Origin of the sequence: Parasphingorhabdus sp. (assembly GCF_036963805.1) — a bacterium.
Taxonomy (GTDB): Bacteria; Pseudomonadota; Alphaproteobacteria; order Sphingomonadales; family Sphingomonadaceae; genus Parasphingorhabdus.
On the sequence record NZ_JBALUN010000004.1, the window covers coordinates 166,913 to 183,345 of the forward strand.

Annotated in this window: 16 protein-coding genes; 5 read left to right on the plus strand and 11 right to left on the minus strand. The window is 51.9% G+C overall.

Features of this window, described 5'->3' with window-relative positions; all coding sequences use genetic code 11:
* Nucleotides 1-83: 83 nt before the first annotated feature.
* Nucleotides 84-593: an AHH domain-containing protein gene (locus V7676_RS12590; protein ID WP_335660044.1), complete on the plus strand. Its 510-nt coding sequence runs from the start codon at nt 84-86 to the stop codon at nt 591-593.
* Nucleotides 594-607: 14 nt separating this feature from the next.
* Here V7676_RS12590 and purQ read toward each other — a convergent pair whose 3' ends face one another.
* The 6 genes from purQ to V7676_RS12620 form a co-directional block, all read right to left on the minus strand.
* Nucleotides 608-1,264, minus strand: a complete 657-nt coding sequence (gene purQ / locus V7676_RS12595) for a phosphoribosylformylglycinamidine synthase subunit PurQ (protein ID WP_335660045.1) — start codon at nt 1,262-1,264, stop codon at nt 608-610.
* A gap of 2 nt (nt 1,265-1,266) precedes the next feature.
* Complete coding sequence (gene purS / locus V7676_RS12600; protein WP_335660046.1) at nt 1,267-1,521, minus strand: phosphoribosylformylglycinamidine synthase subunit PurS; 255 nt, start codon at nt 1,519-1,521, stop codon at nt 1,267-1,269.
* A 117-nt stretch (nt 1,522-1,638) separates the two neighbouring features.
* A complete protein-coding gene (locus tag V7676_RS12605) occupies nt 1,639-3,078 on the minus strand; it encodes a surface lipoprotein assembly modifier (protein WP_335660047.1) in 1,440 nt (479 codons plus the stop codon).
* A gap of 9 nt (nt 3,079-3,087) precedes the next feature.
* The gene (locus V7676_RS12610) at nt 3,088-4,386 is read right to left on the minus strand and encodes a hypothetical protein (RefSeq protein ID WP_335660048.1); all 1,299 of its coding nucleotides are present in this window, start codon (nt 4,384-4,386) and stop codon (nt 3,088-3,090) included.
* Between the two features lie 151 nt (nt 4,387-4,537).
* The gene (gene purC / locus V7676_RS12615; protein ID WP_335660049.1) at nt 4,538-5,317 is read right to left on the minus strand and encodes a phosphoribosylaminoimidazolesuccinocarboxamide synthase; all 780 of its coding nucleotides are present in this window, start codon (nt 5,315-5,317) and stop codon (nt 4,538-4,540) included.
* A gap of 121 nt (nt 5,318-5,438) precedes the next feature.
* A complete protein-coding gene (locus tag V7676_RS12620) occupies nt 5,439-6,365 on the minus strand; it encodes a DUF4349 domain-containing protein (protein WP_335660050.1) in 927 nt (308 codons plus the stop codon).
* 187 nt (nt 6,366-6,552) lie between these two features.
* Between V7676_RS12620 and parC the strand changes: the two genes are divergently transcribed.
* On the plus strand, nt 6,553-8,826 hold the full coding sequence (parC, locus tag V7676_RS12625) for a DNA topoisomerase IV subunit A (protein ID WP_335660051.1): 2,274 nt from the start codon (nt 6,553-6,555) through the stop codon (nt 8,824-8,826).
* 14 nt (nt 8,827-8,840) lie between these two features.
* A complete protein-coding gene (locus tag V7676_RS12630) occupies nt 8,841-9,701 on the plus strand; it encodes a DUF5677 domain-containing protein (RefSeq protein ID WP_335660052.1) in 861 nt (286 codons plus the stop codon).
* Nucleotides 9,702-9,736: 35 nt separating this feature from the next.
* On the opposite strand, the gene V7676_RS12635 is transcribed toward V7676_RS12630, so the two are convergent.
* Genes V7676_RS12635 through V7676_RS12650 form a run of 4 tightly spaced genes read right to left on the minus strand, consistent with a single transcriptional unit; the run spans nt 9,737 to nt 12,689 of the window.
* The gene (locus tag V7676_RS12635) at nt 9,737-10,936 is read right to left on the minus strand and encodes a CCA tRNA nucleotidyltransferase (protein ID WP_335660053.1); all 1,200 of its coding nucleotides are present in this window, start codon (nt 10,934-10,936) and stop codon (nt 9,737-9,739) included.
* The gene (locus V7676_RS12640; RefSeq protein WP_335660054.1) at nt 10,936-11,544 is read right to left on the minus strand and encodes a CoA pyrophosphatase; all 609 of its coding nucleotides are present in this window, start codon (nt 11,542-11,544) and stop codon (nt 10,936-10,938) included. The genes V7676_RS12635 and V7676_RS12640 overlap by 1 nt, the downstream gene beginning before the upstream one ends.
* Complete coding sequence (locus V7676_RS12645; RefSeq protein WP_335660055.1) at nt 11,541-12,107, minus strand: DUF1285 domain-containing protein; 567 nt, start codon at nt 12,105-12,107, stop codon at nt 11,541-11,543. Before V7676_RS12645 ends, V7676_RS12640 begins: the two co-directional genes overlap by 4 nt.
* Before the next feature lie 57 nt (nt 12,108-12,164).
* Nucleotides 12,165-12,689, minus strand: a complete 525-nt coding sequence (locus V7676_RS12650; RefSeq protein ID WP_335660056.1) for a GNAT family N-acetyltransferase — start codon at nt 12,687-12,689, stop codon at nt 12,165-12,167.
* 173 nt (nt 12,690-12,862) lie between these two features.
* On the opposite strand from V7676_RS12650, the gene V7676_RS12655 reads away from it, so the two are divergent.
* On the plus strand, nt 12,863-13,714 hold the full coding sequence (locus V7676_RS12655; protein ID WP_335660104.1) for a DUF1499 domain-containing protein: 852 nt from the start codon (nt 12,863-12,865) through the stop codon (nt 13,712-13,714).
* Between the two features lie 49 nt (nt 13,715-13,763).
* Here V7676_RS12655 and V7676_RS12660 read toward each other — a convergent pair whose 3' ends face one another.
* Nucleotides 13,764-14,924, minus strand: coding sequence for a PQQ-dependent sugar dehydrogenase (locus V7676_RS12660; protein ID WP_335660057.1), 1,161 nt, complete (start codon nt 14,922-14,924; stop codon nt 13,764-13,766).
* A 155-nt stretch (nt 14,925-15,079) separates the two neighbouring features.
* Between V7676_RS12660 and V7676_RS12665 the strand changes: the two genes are divergently transcribed.
* Nucleotides 15,080-16,414, plus strand: coding sequence for a methyltransferase family protein (locus V7676_RS12665; protein WP_335660058.1), 1,335 nt, complete (start codon nt 15,080-15,082; stop codon nt 16,412-16,414).
* Nucleotides 16,415-16,433: the final 19 nt, after the last annotated feature.

Here is a 16,433-nt window from a genome sequence, read left to right on the forward strand (position 1 = left end):
GTTCAAAAACATTAATGCACCCGTATAATCGCATACCGACCGGATGACAGGATGGACTAGTTGCCGTCATATCGGAGGATGAGATGACGCGCTTTTCAATGGTGAACCGTAAAAACGGGAAAGATTATCATCCGCATTACCAGCGCCACCATCTGATACCCATGCAAGCGGCAAGCATTCCAAATATTCGCGGGCCACTCGACCAGATGATTTGCGGCGGTTTCGATTTTGACAATTTTGAAAAAAACGGCGTCCTATTGCCCTCTGACGAGCAAGTTGCGTATAAAACCGGACAGCCACTGCACCGGGGCCCTCACCCGCGATATAATGAATTGGTGATTGAACGGCTACTGCTCATCATCAAGATCTGCAACCAGATCGAGAATATTATCCAGCGCAAGGCATTTTTCCATCTGAGAATTGGGTTATTACAGACGGTGCTACGCCCCGCTTTAGCAGGCCCGGCATTGCCGGTACTGCGCCTCAATAATAGAGATCCCGGGCTTGCATCATCGGCCTTTGCAGAATTGGATAGCTGTGTTGATGCGCTTTACGTCGCGACAAAATGGCCGCCACTTAAAAACCAGCTTTAATCAGAAAACCCCGATTAACTTATAAGGCTTTCAAATAGCCTCAATCCATCCGAACCACCATGTTTCGCATCGATGGCCCGTTCAGGGTGCGGCATCATGCCAAGCACATTGCCTTTATCGTTTAAAATACCCGCAATATTTCGCGCTGACCCGTTAATCGCTGAGGCATATCGAAAGGCTACGCGATCATCATTTTCTAACCGGTTCAAGGTTGCGTCATCGGCAAAATAATTGCCGTCGTGATGGGCAACAGGAATGGTGATCGCCTCGTCCTCATTATAGCGGGCGGTGAAAGTAGAATGGTTTTCGCTGACGGTAAGGGAAGCATCCTTGCATATAAATTCTATATTTTCGTTACGCATTAACACGCCCGGCAACAATCCGATTTCGGTCAATATCTGAAAACCATTGCACACGCCGAGGATTTTAACCCCCTTATCGGCGGCCTTCACCACGGCATCGATAATGTGCGATCGGGCTGCCATCGCACCAGAACGGAGATAATCGCCATAGGAAAAACCGCCCGGTATTGCGATTATATCCAGACCATCTGGCAAATCACTATCGCCATGCCAAACCATATGCGGCTTTTTTCCGGTCACTGTTTCTAAAGCCACCGCCATATCGCGATCGCAGTTAGAGCCGGGAAAGACTAGAACAGCGGAGTTCATATTCAGGCTTCTTCTTTCGCTTGGTCGGTCAGCTTTTGAATTTCGAAATTCTCGATCACTGTATTAGCCAGCAATTTTTCGCACATTTTTTGAATCTCATCATCAGTTGTGCCGCTATCGACATCAAGCTCGATGAGTTTGCCAGCGCGCACGTCATTCACACCCTTGAAATCAAGGTTTTCCAACGCGTGATGAATCGCTTTCCCTTGAGGGTCGAGGACACCGTTTTTCAGTGTGACAAAAATTCTGATCTTCATGAATCTCGCTTTTCGATTAGCCGACGTTATGCGCTATTTCCTATAGCGTTGTCGGCAAAAGGAGCAAGAGGTGGTTGTATTGTCTCGTGTCAGAACAAGGCCGAAAGCGGATAATCTTCAGAAAAACTTAGCGAATTTGAAATTCACGCGGTGCCTGTTCATTTGGTAAAGGTCATAATTGCTGTCGACGCGGGAATAATTATAATCAATCGAAGGGGAGAATCCGAGCACTTTGACTTGGCGACTGCCGATATAGGCCCGGGCAAAACTTCGCCAGTCCTGACGTTTCTCGGAAGAATAAAATATTAGTGCTTCGTCAAAGGTCGAGCGGCTGATGCTTGCGGAAATACCGGCGTTCAATCCGAAAGGCATTTCGCCGCCAATTCCCACATTCACACCATAGTTGAGGCTGGAATAGCCGTCGGAATTGAGCAAATCACGCCTTGTGAAGATGCTGGCAGATGCGATTAGTGACTTACCGATCAGATGTTCGTAAGTTGCGTTCGCGCCCAATTGCCAACCACTATAGCTGTCACTTAATCTTGATTGCGTGCGGCGACCGTCAAGTTCAATACCGACTCTTTGGCCTCGGCTAAGCGCAGTTTGAAAACCAATGCGGGCGCCATATTCACGGGTCGCCAATTGGCCGGCATACCAGCGTTGCAGGCCGACAGCCTGAAGCGACACACTGGCATAGCGGGCGATACGAAGTTCAGGACCGGCAGCTACCTGTCCGACAATATCGTCAGCAGCAGTCCCGTTATAATTTATAATCTTGCTGTCTGCGTCGAAGAGCAAAGCCAATTTATCGCTGGCTTTTAGCCGTAATCCGCCGGAAAAACCGGCAATTTGTCCAATGCCGGATTTTTGTCGCGCATTGTCATCCAATTCCAATTCACCGATCGCTTCGCCAAGTATAGGAAAAATAGCGCCAAAATTGACATCAATTGACTCTGCGTTTGTCGCACCGTTAATATTGGTATCGGGCGAGAAACCAAAATCGAAGCTGAATCGCCAAACGCGCTGATCCCGCAAGATACTACGTGTGTTCCGAATTGTTCGGGAAATTTCCTCTGGTAGATCTTCATCATTTTGTGCCAAACGAAAATGATAATCGGCGCTCGCTTCTTGTCCGCTCATCAAATAGGTGCGCGCGAGTTCCAGGCGGACCCGGGTTTGCCCGGGATTCTCGTCGAGAAGGGACCGAAATGTCTTGATCGCTTTTTTTAGGTTGCCGGTTTCAACGGCAATATAGCCTACCAAAAATTGCTGCTGCACGTGAAGGTCTGGCACTTGTCCCAGAAGTTCGACGAGCGGCAGAGCGCGGTCATATTGCTTAGCATGAACAAATGCTTCGGCCTTTGCCAGCAATTGTGCTGGTGTGACTTGAAAGCGGCATGTGCCAGCGGCGTCACATTCGGGCGAAGCTGCCGCGAAAGCCGTTTCTGCCGCCGCATCGTCTGCTGAGGCCTCGGCTGCTGCTGGAACAGAGCAAAGCGATGCTGCAAGCCCTCCACTGATAAGCAGAGCTTTTTTTGCATTGGCCGACATATTCATGACGGGTTCCTAGTTTCCTTTGCCGACAAAGGTTCCCAAAATATCAATCCGTTCATCCGGCGTTCCACCAACGATACGATAACTGCCGCCAATCTCTTGGCCTTTGGGGCCATAAAATGCGCCATCTATACTAGAGCCGGAGATGTTCAGGTCGAGCCTGCCGCCCAATGGATTGGTAAACCACGCCTCGTTAAACTGACCGAAGAAGCCACCGGCCATGACAAGATTTATGTCGCCAGCGCCATTGGCTTGAAAACGAGCCCCTTCCAAAACGCTGTGCTGACCGCTGGTGCCATCTAGGAAAGGCGCGCCAACCGTTCCGTCAAGAGCAAGTGCAAAAGTATTGGTGCCAAAATTAACATTTGTCGTTGCCTGCCCTGCAATCCATTGAAAATAAGTGTCAAAATTGCCATTTACATCTGGCTGATCGTTAAACACCATTGATGCTAGCATTGTGCCTGTAAAAGAGCCTGTACCAGAGGTCGGCACCTTATCATTGACAGTAAGTTCGCCATAAGCAAACGCACCGCGTTCAAGGGTATTTGTCTGTGTTGTTAAAGCAGTGGTTCCCGCATAAGAAACGCTAGCTTGATTGCGTAAATAGCCCGCAAAAGTGACAAATTGCGTATCAGTACCAGGAGTTTGATAGAAGAAGGTCGTCGAGTTATAACTGCCCACCTTACTTCTATCGATCAAATCGAAAACAAACTCTGTGGGAGCCGAAACAACGGGTTGAGAAAAAGTAACATTCGCCGCTGTACCAGACTCCAGATAATTTATTCCGGCAATATTCCACGGGCCCGATCCCAAATTCGGCGTGCCAATTTGCGGTTCGACTTGTCCGCCGAAATCGGTGCGATGGAGAGGGTCTTGAAAGCGGCTTGCTGCAGATGTTCCAGCCAATGCATTACTAAAGCTAACGTCAAAAATGGCATCACGAGGATTATAGGCAATGGTCAAATTTGTGTTTCTAACAGTCGTGGCGTCACCTTGATAAAGTTGATTGCCTTGCCCTGTTTGTCTTAACGATCGCTGTGTCGGGATAGTGTCCCCCGCGCCGTCCAATACTGGATTTCCGCCGGTGTCCCGAAGGATATCTCCCGAATCCTCAACTGAGTATTTATAGCTATGCGACGCGCCAACCGCCTTATAGGTTTTGGGTTCTGTCGGATTAACAAATGTATGGGTTCCTCCGCTGCCATTGGTTCCGCCCGATCCAGATGGCGCAGCGCTGCCTGCAGATTGGGGGCCTGCGCCGCCGCATGCGGCAAGCATAGTTGTACTGGCTAACAAGATCAAAAGGCGCATCGGACAAATTCCTCACATGAGTTCCACATGAGGGCGGTGCTATCAGCCTAATGGTTAAATTCGCGTAAACCATAGCAGTAATGCAGGTGATTTCCCCGCCCCTGAGGGCGATATGGCAGCCATCACCTAACGATAGCTCAAATAACTATGGTTATTTTCCGCGCTTTTTCCGTTCACTATCCAAGTCAAGCACTTCGCTTAGGCCGCCTTCGGGGAACAGGCCGAGACGCCGTGCAACCTCTTGATAGGCTTCGGTTTCCCCGCCCAAATCGCGACGAAAACGGTCTTTATCGAGCTTTTCGTTGGTTTCAATGTCCCACAAACGGCAACCGTCGGGGCTTATTTCATCCGCCAAAATGATGCGGGAGAATTCACCGTCAAAAAGACGGCCAAATTCCAGTTTGAAATCAACCAGTTTGATACCAATGCCGGCGAACATACCCGCCATGAAGTCATTGATGCGGATGGCCATTGCAGAAATGTCCTGCATTTCTTCCTGTGTGGCCCAGCCAAAGCAGGCAATATGTTCTTCGGCGACCAGCGGGTCACCCAAAGCATCGTCTTTATAGCAATATTCCAGCAATGTGTGCGGCAACGGTGTGCCTTCTTCGATGCCCAGACGTTTGCTCAACGAACCGGCGGCAACATTGCGCACGATGACTTCAATCGGAACAATCTCAACCTGCTTGACCAATTGTTCGCGCATATTGAGGCGGCGGATAAAGTGGCTGGGAATGCCGATATGGCCAAGCAACGTAAAAATATGCTCGCTTATGCGGTTGTTGATCACGCCCTTGCCGTTGATCGTGCCTTTTTTCTCCGCATTAAAAGCGGTCGCATCATCTTTGAAATATTGAATGATCGTGCCTGGCTCTGGTCCTTCGTAAAGGATTTTCGCTTTGCCTTCGTAGATTTTGCGACGACGGGTCATATCGGGTTCCTACTCACACAGAGAAGCATCAAAAACCAAGCCCCGATCGCACGAATCAGACAGACTCGGACCAATCGGGGCAACGTGTGCCCCCTATAAGCGAAAGCACATGGTGGTGCAATCAATCCTCTGTTGTCGTTACCGGTTCGATGTTCTGGCCCCAAAAACTGCGGTCTGCGCCCTTGAACCTGCGCCGCAGATAAACCGCGAGGCCGAGCAGCAATATCCACGGCAGCGTGACCGCGATCAACGTGATCGCGGCGCCCACCGAATATCCTAAAGTCGATGCAATGCCGCCAAAAGCCTCGCGGATCGGACGGCTGAAGCCGCCGGAGCCGGGTGCGCCCGACTGATAATTGACCATGACGGTGCTATAGGAAACACGCCCGCGCATTTCTTTCAGCCAGCTACGCGCCTGATCAATTTCTTCGTTTACGTTGGTCACTGCGCGTTCGGCTTCGACGAGTTCAGCCACCGTGCCTTTTCGCGTGCGCAGCAATTCGGTGAGCCGTTGGGATAATAAGACCCTACTGCGCAGACGTGCTTCGGTGTCGACAATCTTCTTGGAAAGGTCTTCGCCCTGAATAGAGGACGAGATCTGGTTTCCGCCGCTTTGATCAACGGCCTCAGCCAATTTTTCGCCAAAAGCGCGGGCTTTGGGGGCGGTCACTTCCAGATGTAAATTGCCGGTAGCATAATCCCCTTCACCGCCGCTGTTGGACATATTAAGCACGCGGCAGCCATTGGCGGGCATTTTATTGCATAAGCTTATATGCTGTTGCTGCGCCTTGGGAATTTCGGCGGCGGGCAGGCGGAAGCCATAATCATAGCTATAGGCGATCTGGGGTTGGCTAACGGGAATTTCGTTCCCGCCCTCTGCATTCTCATCCGGTGATATCAACGGGGCCATTTTCGCCTGAGTGGAGACATCTGCTGCAGACTCCATCATCCCTGCTTCTGCCATGTCATATTCAGCGGCGTTTTTATCTCCACCGCTGCACGCGGCTAGGCTTAAAATCGCGATGCTCGTGAATAAAGTCTTGCGCATTGCAGTTCCTCCTCTCGATGTTGGGACCGGTAGGACTAATGAGATACTATAACGCAGTCAACGGTAAGGCGTTTATTTTGAACGACGAACCGATATAGTGGGCGCAGAGGCGTATAATTTGCCGAAAGATTGGCTCAACCGATAATCCCTCTCCACAAGCGGAATTGACCCTGCTATCGCATCAGTCATGAGTGATGTAACCGATGTGCCGGACGCGGCTCCCGAAGATGAATTTGATGCCATAGTTGATGCGCCGTTTGATGCGGCGCTGTCCGAGCGTTATCTGATTTACGCGATGTCGACGATTACCGCCCGGTCGCTGCCCGATCTGCGTGATGGTCTGAAACCGGTGCACCGCCGGCTCTTATGGGCGATGCGGCTGCTGAAGCTGGACCCATCACAAGGGTATAAAAAATGCGCCCGTGTTGTCGGTGATGTCATTGGTAAATATCATCCGCATGGCGACCAGTCAGTCTATGATGCGATGGTCCGCCTCGCGCAGACCTTCTCGCTGCGCTACCCACTGGTCGATGGGCAGGGTAATTTTGGCAATATCGACGGCGATAATGCCGCGGCCTATCGTTATACCGAAGCGCGCCTGACCCGCACAGCGATTGAGCTGATGCAGGGCCTCGACGAAGGGACGGTTGATTTTAAGCCGACCTATAACGGCGAAGACGAAGAGCCAGAGGTCATGCCTGGCCTGTTCCCCAATCTGCTCGCCAATGGCGCCAGCGGCATTGCGGTGGGTATGGCGACCAGTATCCCGTCGCATAATGTCCACGAGATTATCGACGCGGCAAGTTTGCTGATCGACAAACCATCTGCCGAACATGCGGAAATCATGGAGATTATCAAGGGGCCGGATTTGGCCACGGGCGGGACGCTCGTTGATCCGAAATCGGTGATCGATGCAGCCTATGAAAGCGGGCGCGGCGCGATGCGCGTGCGGGCAAAGTGGGAAAAGGAAGATGCCGAAGGGCGCGGCGCGTGGCAGATTGTTGTCACCGAAATTCCCTATCAGGTCCAAAAGGGCAAGTTGATCGAGCAAATTGCCCAGATTATTGCCGACAAGAAGCTGCCGATTCTGGCCGATATTCGCGACGAGAGCGACGAACAGATTCGCATTGTGCTGGAACCGAAAAGCCGTGCGGTGGACCCCGAAGACTTGATGAATGCCTTGTTCCGGATGAGCGATCTGGAAAACCGTTTCTCGTTGAATATGAATGTCCTCGACAAGGACCGCACGCCCAAGGTCATGGGTATTACCGAAGTGCTGCAACATTGGATTGTCCATCAGATTGATGTGCTGGTGCGCCGTGCGCAGCACCGTATGGACAAGATTGACGGGCGGCTGGAGCTGCTCGAAGGCTATATTATTGCCTATCTTAACCTCGACCGCGTTATCGAGATTATCCGCAATAATGATGAACCAAAGCCGATGTTGATGGACGAGTTTAAGCTCACCGACCGTCAGGCCGAAGCGATCCTGAACATGCGGTTGCGGTCCTTGCGCAAGCTTGAAGAAATGGAGCTGCGGACCGAGCGGGACAAGCTGTTGGAAGAACGTGATGGCCTTGAAAAGCTGATCGAAAGTCCTGCGCGGCAAAGAACAAAGCTCAAAAAAGACCTTGCTGCGATGCGCAAACTTTACGCCGAGGATACGCCGCTGGGTAAACGCCGCACATTGTTGATCGAGGCCGCACCTGCGCGCGAAATTTCACTCGAAGCCTTTATCGAGAAAGAGCCGGTCACGGTGATCATGTCGCAACGTGGCTGGATCAAGGCGATGAAGGGTCATGCCGATTTGACGCAGCCGGACAGTTTCAAGTTCAAAGAAGGCGACGGCCCCAAATATGCGTTTCATGCGCAGACCACGGACAAGCTGTTGATGTGCTGTGACAATGGCCGGTTCTATACATTAGGCGCGGACAAGCTGCCCGGTGCGCGCGGCTTTGGTGAGCCGGTCGGGTCGATGGTCGATCTGGAAGGCGGCGCGGAACCAATGGCGTTGATGGTCGCCAACATGAAAGGCAAATTGCTGATCGCCTCCACATGGGGCCGTGGTTTCATAACCAATATCTCCGATGTCGTCGCAGAAACGAAAAAGGGCCGCCAGGTGGTGAACCTGAAAGGCGACGCAAAACTGCTGGTCGTCCGCCCCGTCTCGGAAGGTGCAGACCATGTCGCCGCCATTGGCGATAACCGCAAACTGGTGGTGTTCGCATTGTCCGAAATGCCGGAAATGGCAAAGGGGCAGGGCGTGATGCTGCAACGCTATAAAGACGGCGGCCTGTCCGACGCGACGGTGTTCAAGCTTGAAGAAGGCCTAAGCTGGGCGATGGGCGGCGACACCGGCCGGACGCGGACCGAAAATGACCTGACTATGTGGCGCGTAGCCCGCGGCGCGGCGGGACGTTTGCCACCGACAGGTTTCCCTAAGACGGGTAAGTTTGATTGAGGTGACGGGTATCTATGGATAATCCTCCACTCGATTCAGATTTGCATTCGCCGTTTGAGGACTATTCAAACTCACAGATTACAAAACTATATTTGTCGGAACGCTCAACATTTCGGAATTTATCAAAGCGATCTGTTTCAGTTTCAAGGGGGTCAGGCGGCATCCCATCAGTTACGAATCAGATGTTTTGGGCATCGGTATTATTTACTCGAATTGTTGTAATATCCAAGAGCTTTGAAAAGCTACTACCGAACCCGAAGCCTAAGGAGCATTGGGATTTTGGATCAGCTGCATCCATTTCACGAAATTTGAGTGAAGCATATCTCTGGTATTTTTGGTTGTGCGAGGATGATGTGGCACTACCTGTTAGTGATGGACGACTTATACTTATGCAGTTGTTTGATCATGGCTCTCGGAAAAAGATATTTCACCCAAACGAATTTCTGTCAGAAAATGACAAGGTCTTAGAAGACCTGAAGAGCAAATTTTTTAGAAACCCCTATTTAAAAACGCTTCCTGAGAAGAGACAGAAAGTCTTGCTAAAAGGTCAAAAAACACCGTTCAATCAAGATGAAGTGTTGGAGAGAATGAATACAGATAAGGACGATTTTCGAATGATGTATCGTTGGTTTTCTCAGTATACCCATACGGGGCCGGTAGCATTTTACAGAATGTTTGAGGGAACTACTAGAGGGGCAGGCGTTGAAACTCGGCTTGAAAAAATATACTATATTTTTGCGATTCAGTTCGCATCGGCTATCTTAAAAAGTGCAATCAACGGGCACCTAAAGATGTTTCCAAACGCTGAGACACGGAAGCCTTGGCTGACAGACAATCAGGTAATACGGAATGTTGAGCGAGATCAGGGGCGATAGTTGAGCGAGGATTATTAGAATTTTATTGCTCTGCATCAAGTGCGTAGCGCGATCCTCTTCGCCAGTTCTTTAATCCGCGGATCATCGGGAAACCCCTCTTCAATCCACGCCTGCTCCACTTTCGCTAAGGTCTTCGCTACAATCGGCCCCGCCTCCAATCCCATGGCAATTAAATCACCGCCTTTGATCGGAAATACAGGCTTTTCCCAATTCAGCAGTTTGGACAAGCTAGCTTGCAGATCATCATTCGCCGCAAATAATAGTGCGATGTCGTGCGCGGCCTCCGGTCCGTGATGATAGGCGAGGGCCGGTATTTCCACCGCTGTTGGCTCCCGCGCTGCCAATCGATCCGCTACCGCGCGGCGTATTTTCTTTGAGAATTTGAGGCCGGTGACGATCTCGACTGCTTTGTCCGTATCTTTGGGCAGCAAGGCGACAAGCCTTCTGATCGCAAGGGGCTTTATATCATGGGCTTGCTCACGCCGGACCAGTTGACCCAACAACGCTGCGGCGCGGCTGTCTGTTTCTGTCAGAATATGGGAGAAAATTCCGGCGTCCAACATCTTGCTGACGGCAAATAGAGGATCATCGGTGGCGAGCAGTTTCATCAATTCATCGGCGATACGTTCACGCGATAGGGAATCCAGACTAGCGGCGGCTTGGGTGCAGGCGGCATAGGCGGCATCATCGACCTTTTCCTCGGAAAAGCGCGCGAGAAAGCGGAAATAGCGCATGATCCGCAAATGGTCTTCGGCAATCCGCTGCTCGGCGGACCCGATGAAGCGGATATGGCGGGCTTCTAAATCCGTCAATCCATCGAAATAATCATATATTTCCAATGTGACGGGATCGGCAGACAGGGCGTTGATCGTAAAATCCCGCCGCGCTGCATCCTCGCGCCAGTCATCGCTATAGGCCACGGTCGCGCGCCGTCCATCGGTGGAGACATCGCGGCGCAGGGTCGTTATTTCCACCGGACCATCTTTGGTAACCGCAGTGACCGTGCCATGATCAATCCCGGTTGGAACGACCTTAAATCCGGCCTCTTTCAGACGCGCCATCACATCATCGGGTTTCAGGATGGTCGCAAGGTCGATATCCTTTACCGCTACGCCTAATAAACTGTCCCGCACCGCACCGCCAACAAAGCGGATCATGCCTTTTTGTCCGCCGAGTGCGTCGACCAGTTTTTTCAGCGATGGCCGTTGATGCCATGGTGCGTCGGGAAGCTTCATCAGAGCCAATCCAGCCGCTTGGACAGATTGACCAAAATTCCCGCAGTAATTCCCCAAATCCGGCGGTTTTCCCAGTTAATCTGATAATATTGACGCTGCACGCCGCGCCATTCGCCAGTATGAGTGGTCTGGTTTTTGGGGTCCAGAATAAAATGCAGCGGCGCCTCAAACCAGTCATCCACTTCTTCGGGGCAGGGGACGAGCGGCAGGTCCGGCGGGATAACGCCCACTATCGGCTGAATATTAAATCCGCTGCCCGAATGATAGCGGTCGGTGGGTCCGATAATATCGACCTGCGCCGGATCAAGCCGGACTTCCTCATGTGCTTCGCGCAGGGCCGCGTGAATGGCATCCTTATCCTCGGGGTCAATCTTGCCGCCGGGAAAGGCAACCTGTCCGGGATGGTTGCGCATATAATCAGGGCGCTGGACCAATATCACGCCGGGTTCGGGACGGTCGGTAATGGCGATCAGCACCGCGGCATCGCGCAAGCTGTCTAAGTCTGTGATAAAATGACGCTCATCAGCCAGACTATGGTCGAGATCATTGGCGTGACCCTCGCGCAGCGCTTGCGACAACTTTGTCCTCAGGTCCCGGCTGTTGGTCATGCCGGCCGGTCAATCGCAAAAAAGGCGCCATTGCTCCACAGGCCAAAGGGTTCAAGGTCATCGGATAGCGCATATTCGGCCAGCTCATAATATACCGGACGCGCCAACACAGCTTCCAGCCCGCCGCGCACTTTTAAATAGGGTTGGGGCGCTTTTTCAGACGCGGGGAAGCGCAGGGGGTGATCGATATCGGCAACAACCAGATGATCGGTATTGAGCCGGAATGCCATTTTGCGGTCCTCGCCTTGCCCCTCGTTTTCCATCTGGACTGCGACAAAGGGCGCATCTTCGACGATGATGCTGAGTTTTTGATAGGGCGTGACTAGCGCAAAGCTGCCATCTTCTTCGCGGCGCAACAGGGTCGAAAAGGCGCGGACCATCGCGGGCCGGTTGATCGGGTCGCCCTGATGAAGCCAGCTACCATCGGCATTAATGCGCATTTCGCTATCGCCGGTTTCTTCCGGTTGCCATTGCTCCACTGGCGGCAATTTCTGCGCTTCCACCAGTTCCGCGATTTCGGAAAGGGACAGCGAGGCTAGTTCGGGTGGAGGAGTATAGGGCATGGTGATTGCCTATTGCGAATAGCATGGCCTGTAAAGCATCTCTAACCGCCGATAGGCTTAAGTCGCGGTTGTTTTGACCCACGGCCCCAGCTTGCCTTTTTCAGGAAGCACGGCATTTTTAGGTGCGCGGACGAGCAACCGGTCGGGGTCCCAAGGTCCGGGCATTTTCCAACCACCGGTTCGCTCTGATGAGAAACCGAAGAAACGGTCATAATATGCGGGATCACCGATCAACACCAACGGCAGATCCGCATCGTTGCTCAGTTCCTTCATTAGACCCTTCATCAGCGCCTGACCAATGCCTTCCCCCTGAAAATCGGGATAGACAGCGACAGGCCCGACCATGATCATCGGGTGCATCTTGCCAGCCTTATCAGTGAGCGCCACTGGCCAGCATTGCAAGGATCCCAGCAGTTCATTTTCAGCCAGATTCACCGCCGCAAGGCTCAGCCCTTCCAGCATGTCCATGCCTTCACGAACCTTATACGCCGTTCGCTCAATACGTTGCTTACCAAAAGCGATATCGAGAAGATCCTCGACCAGCGCAGGGTCAATTTCGGCCAGAGGCATGATGGTCGTCAAGGCAGCTATCCAATTCAGTGAAGGAAATTCGAGAGCCGCGCATTTAACGTCATTGTACTGTGCTGTCGAGCGACTCAGTGTGAGGGGTAAAATCCGCTATGCGGGGTGTTGATTGCACTATGGCGTTGGCGCGTCTAAAAGATAGCGATCCAAGGGGAGTAATGCGCGTGAACATGGACCGAAACCAGCAACAAAATGATCAGCCAACCACGGAAAGTACAAAGCCGGTTACCGGTAAACTGGCGACATTGCGTAGAGACCCTAAAGGTTGGGTGACACTTGTCTTGGCCGTTGCTGCTGTAATTGCGTTTTTCGGCGCTGCATTCGGATCTGGTATCGGCCTGTGGGGCTGGAAATCTGGACTGGCAGCTTTGCCTTGGACCGGTCTAGTGGCTCTTATTGCCCTGATTATCGCGGTCATCGGGGTTTTATGGGACCGCCGCAAAAATCGTAAGACCCGTTGGCCGTTGCTCGGCCTCGGTGCGATTATTTCCCTTGCTTTTGTTGGCTATCTCGCGAGCTATGCAATGACCATTGCGTCGCTTCCAGCCATCCATGATATTACAACCGATCTGGCCGATCCGCCGCAATTTTCCGCTTTAACCTTGCGCGCCGATAATTGGGATAATATTCCCGGTGCCGATGACGGCGAATTGCGCGGTCTGAACCCGCGCCAGCGTTGGGCGACGCTTCATCAGGATGCTTATCCCGATATTCGTTCGGTCCGTATTGACCAACCCGTTGCTGTCGTGATCGAAAAAGCGAAGCGTCTGGCCGAAGATCGCGGATGGGACGTCGTCAATGTCGATCCGGCATCCGGCCATCTGGAGGCAACAGCTACTATTTCCCTGTTCCGGTTCAAGGATGACGTTGTAATCCGTGCCCGTGCTGCAGAAAACGGTTCCGCCAGTATCATCGATATGCGCTCTGTATCGCGGGTGGGAACTCACGACCTAGGTGCCAATGCCAAGCGGGTCCGTCAGTTTTTGAGCGATCTTTCAGGTACCACGACAGCCGCATCCTAGCGGCATCTTGGATATGATGGCCGATGCTAATCGCGCAAGCTGGACTTGCTTATCTGGCGGGCGTTAATTTTAGCAATTTGGCGTTTTTTCCGTCTTCCAATACCCATAGAGCGCCGTCTGGTCCTTGCTCAATTTCACGGATTCGGGAATCCATAGCAAAACGCTCGGCTTCTTCGACTTTATCGCCGTCGAAAGTAATCCGGATAATCGCCTCACTGGCGAGACCCCCGATAAATGCATTGCCTTTCCAATCGGGAAACATATCACCGGAATAGAAAATCAGACCCGATGGTGCGATGGTCGGAACCCATGCCAGAATGGGCGCTGCAAATTTGGGCCTAGTGCTATGGTTCGGTATCTTCTTGCCGTCATAATGATTGCCTTCGGACACAATGGGATAGCCATAGTTTGCGGCCCGCTGTACCAGATTTAGCTCGTCGCCATCCTTTGGCCCCATCTCCTGGTTCCAAAGCCTGCCTTCGCTATCAAAAGCGATACCGAGGATGTTACGATGCCCCAGTGACCAGATTTCCGGCAAGGCATCTTCTTGGCCCACGAAAGGATTATCCTGTGGCACTGTGCCGTCCGGATTGAGACGGACAATTTTGCCCAGATTTCCGGTCATATCCTGTGCGGGATCAAATTTCTGACGCTCGCCAGACGCGATGAACAGATATTGTCCATCCGGTGAAAAAGCCATTCGGTGAGAAAAATGACCTCTACCGGGTACTTTCGGGTTTTGTTTCCAGATGATTTTCAATTTTTGTAATGCGGGTTTGTCAGCGGTCACATCCAGAGAAGCGATGCCCACAACAGCGCCGCGTGTGTCATCATCCCCTGCTTCAACCCAGCTCAGATAGACTTTGTTGCTGGTCGCAAAATCGGGAGCCAAAACCACATCGCCAAAGCCGCCCTGTCCGCCATAATCAACTTCTGGTATATTGCTGACTTCGATTTTTTGGCCAAGTTGGCTGACGATTAGCAAATTGCCTTTTTTCTCGGTGATGAGCATCCGGCCATCGGGAAGGAAGGTCATTGCCCAAGGTTCATCAAAAGTCGCGATTTCGTTTTTCTTAAATGCGACGCGGTCGACAGGAGAAATATTGGTGGTCGGCGCTTCTTCGCCGGTCCTCGACGCTTGAGCATTATCGCCATTACTGCAGGCAATAAGAGCAACCGATAAAGTGGTCAAAAGTGTCAGATTTCTCATTTGGTTCCCCAAGGCTATAACGAAATGTGATCCGGCAATACAACGATCACGATGAGCGAAAAACATAGCCGATAAGCATGAAAATTGATAGATTATTCGAGCTTAAAAACCAATGTTCACTGGTTGCTTACCATTTCTGGTTAAAGCGCTAAGCCATGTTCGCACGTAAATCAGAAGCTCATGACCCGCGCCCGCCATCTGCGGTGTCCAGCGGTGTAGGTATCGCCGGCTTGATCGGGCTTATATGCTGGATCATGATTGCCCGGCAATATGGCATGGATGGACCTTATTCTGCGCTGGTTGCTTGTCTGTCTTGCGCTGTGCCGATGGTGCTGTGGTCGTTGCTGTATGACAAGGTGCATTTGCGGTCATCCACCGGAATCGACTGGAAAAGCCGCAAACCAATTAAACAGACCTTTGATATTAGCGTGGTCAAGCTAGCTGGGCTTTGGGCGACATGGGCCATAATCGCTTTTATTTATTGCATCGGCCGTTGGTACTGGACCGGGCAATATCAGTTTTCCATGGAAATGATGGAGATTGCTGCTCCCTATTTGCTCGGCCTGTCGATCCCCTACGTGATGTGGATGGATCGGTATTTTGTCGAACCGCGTGATGGCGCGTGGCATTTCGGACAATTTGTCATGGGTGCCGGTAGCAAGAAATTTGGCGGTGAATATGCCCGGGAACAAATTTTCCATCACCTGCGTGCATGGGCCGTAAAGGGATTTTTCCTCGCCTTTATGATTTCAATCGTACCGGGCGGCTTTGGCGACATTATTCGTCTAGATATTTCGCAGGTGATCAATAATCCGGTTGCGATAGCCCACTGGTTGATCATCGCGATGTTCGTGGTGGACGTGCAGTTCGCAACCGTTGGCTATTTGTTGACGATGAAGCCGCTGGACGCGCATATCCGTACCGCCAATCCCTATCTCGCCGGTTGGCTTGCGGCTTTAATATGCTATCCGCCGTTCATTCTCATGAACGGGCCGCTCAATTATAATGTGAACACTGCGGACTGGGCCTATTGGTTTGAAGGGCATCAAACTATATTGGCGATCTGGGGCGCGGGTTTGGTCCTTTTGACAGCGATCTACGCCTGGGCCACGGTTGCATTCGGAATACGCTTTTCCAATCTGACCCATCGCGGTATCCTGACGCACGGCCCCTATCGTTTTACCAAGCATCCCGCATATGTTGCTAAAAACACCTATTGGTGGCTTGCGACCCTGCCGTTTCTGGTGACCTCTGGAAGCCTTACCGATATGGTCCGTAATACGGTGATCATGGCTTTGGTCAGCGGCGTCTATTATTGGCGCGCAAAAACCGAAGAAAAGCATTTGCTTAGCGACCCCGCCTATAAGGAATATGCCGAATGGATGGACCGCAACGCGCCCATTCCGCGTGCGATTAACTGGGTAAAGGTTAAGATCGGCTGGTGGCCAGAGACAGACAAGGCGGGCGCCGAGATCCAACCCGCTGAATAAGTCAGTCATTGTCTCTTCC

What these genes read in the sequence shown, in the direction of transcription:
- V7676_RS12590 (WP_335660044.1), top strand. Translation starts at nt 84, where the DNA reads ATGACGCGCTTTTCAATGGTGAACCGTAAAAACGGGAAAGATTATCAT.
- purQ (WP_335660045.1), bottom strand. Translation starts at nt 1,264, where the DNA reads ATGAACTCCGCTGTTCTAGTCTTTCCCGGCTCTAACTGCGATCGCGAT.
- purS (WP_335660046.1), bottom strand. Translation starts at nt 1,521, where the DNA reads ATGAAGATCAGAATTTTTGTCACACTGAAAAACGGTGTCCTCGACCCT.
- V7676_RS12605 (WP_335660047.1), bottom strand. Translation starts at nt 3,078, where the DNA reads ATGAATATGTCGGCCAATGCAAAAAAAGCTCTGCTTATCAGTGGAGGG.
- V7676_RS12610 (WP_335660048.1), bottom strand. Translation starts at nt 4,386, where the DNA reads ATGCGCCTTTTGATCTTGTTAGCCAGTACAACTATGCTTGCCGCATGC.
- purC (WP_335660049.1), bottom strand. Translation starts at nt 5,317, where the DNA reads ATGACCCGTCGTCGCAAAATCTACGAAGGCAAAGCGAAAATCCTTTAC.
- V7676_RS12620 (WP_335660050.1), bottom strand. Translation starts at nt 6,365, where the DNA reads ATGCGCAAGACTTTATTCACGAGCATCGCGATTTTAAGCCTAGCCGCG.
- parC (WP_335660051.1), top strand. Translation starts at nt 6,553, where the DNA reads ATGAGTGATGTAACCGATGTGCCGGACGCGGCTCCCGAAGATGAATTT.
- V7676_RS12630 (WP_335660052.1), top strand. Translation starts at nt 8,841, where the DNA reads ATGGATAATCCTCCACTCGATTCAGATTTGCATTCGCCGTTTGAGGAC.
- V7676_RS12635 (WP_335660053.1), bottom strand. Translation starts at nt 10,936, where the DNA reads ATGAAGCTTCCCGACGCACCATGGCATCAACGGCCATCGCTGAAAAAA.
- V7676_RS12640 (WP_335660054.1), bottom strand. Translation starts at nt 11,544, where the DNA reads ATGACCAACAGCCGGGACCTGAGGACAAAGTTGTCGCAAGCGCTGCGC.
- V7676_RS12645 (WP_335660055.1), bottom strand. Translation starts at nt 12,107, where the DNA reads ATGCCCTATACTCCTCCACCCGAACTAGCCTCGCTGTCCCTTTCCGAA.
- V7676_RS12655 (WP_335660104.1), top strand. Translation starts at nt 12,863, where the DNA reads ATGGACCGAAACCAGCAACAAAATGATCAGCCAACCACGGAAAGTACA.
- V7676_RS12660 (WP_335660057.1), bottom strand. Translation starts at nt 14,924, where the DNA reads ATGAGAAATCTGACACTTTTGACCACTTTATCGGTTGCTCTTATTGCC.
- V7676_RS12665 (WP_335660058.1), top strand. Translation starts at nt 15,080, where the DNA reads ATGTTCGCACGTAAATCAGAAGCTCATGACCCGCGCCCGCCATCTGCG.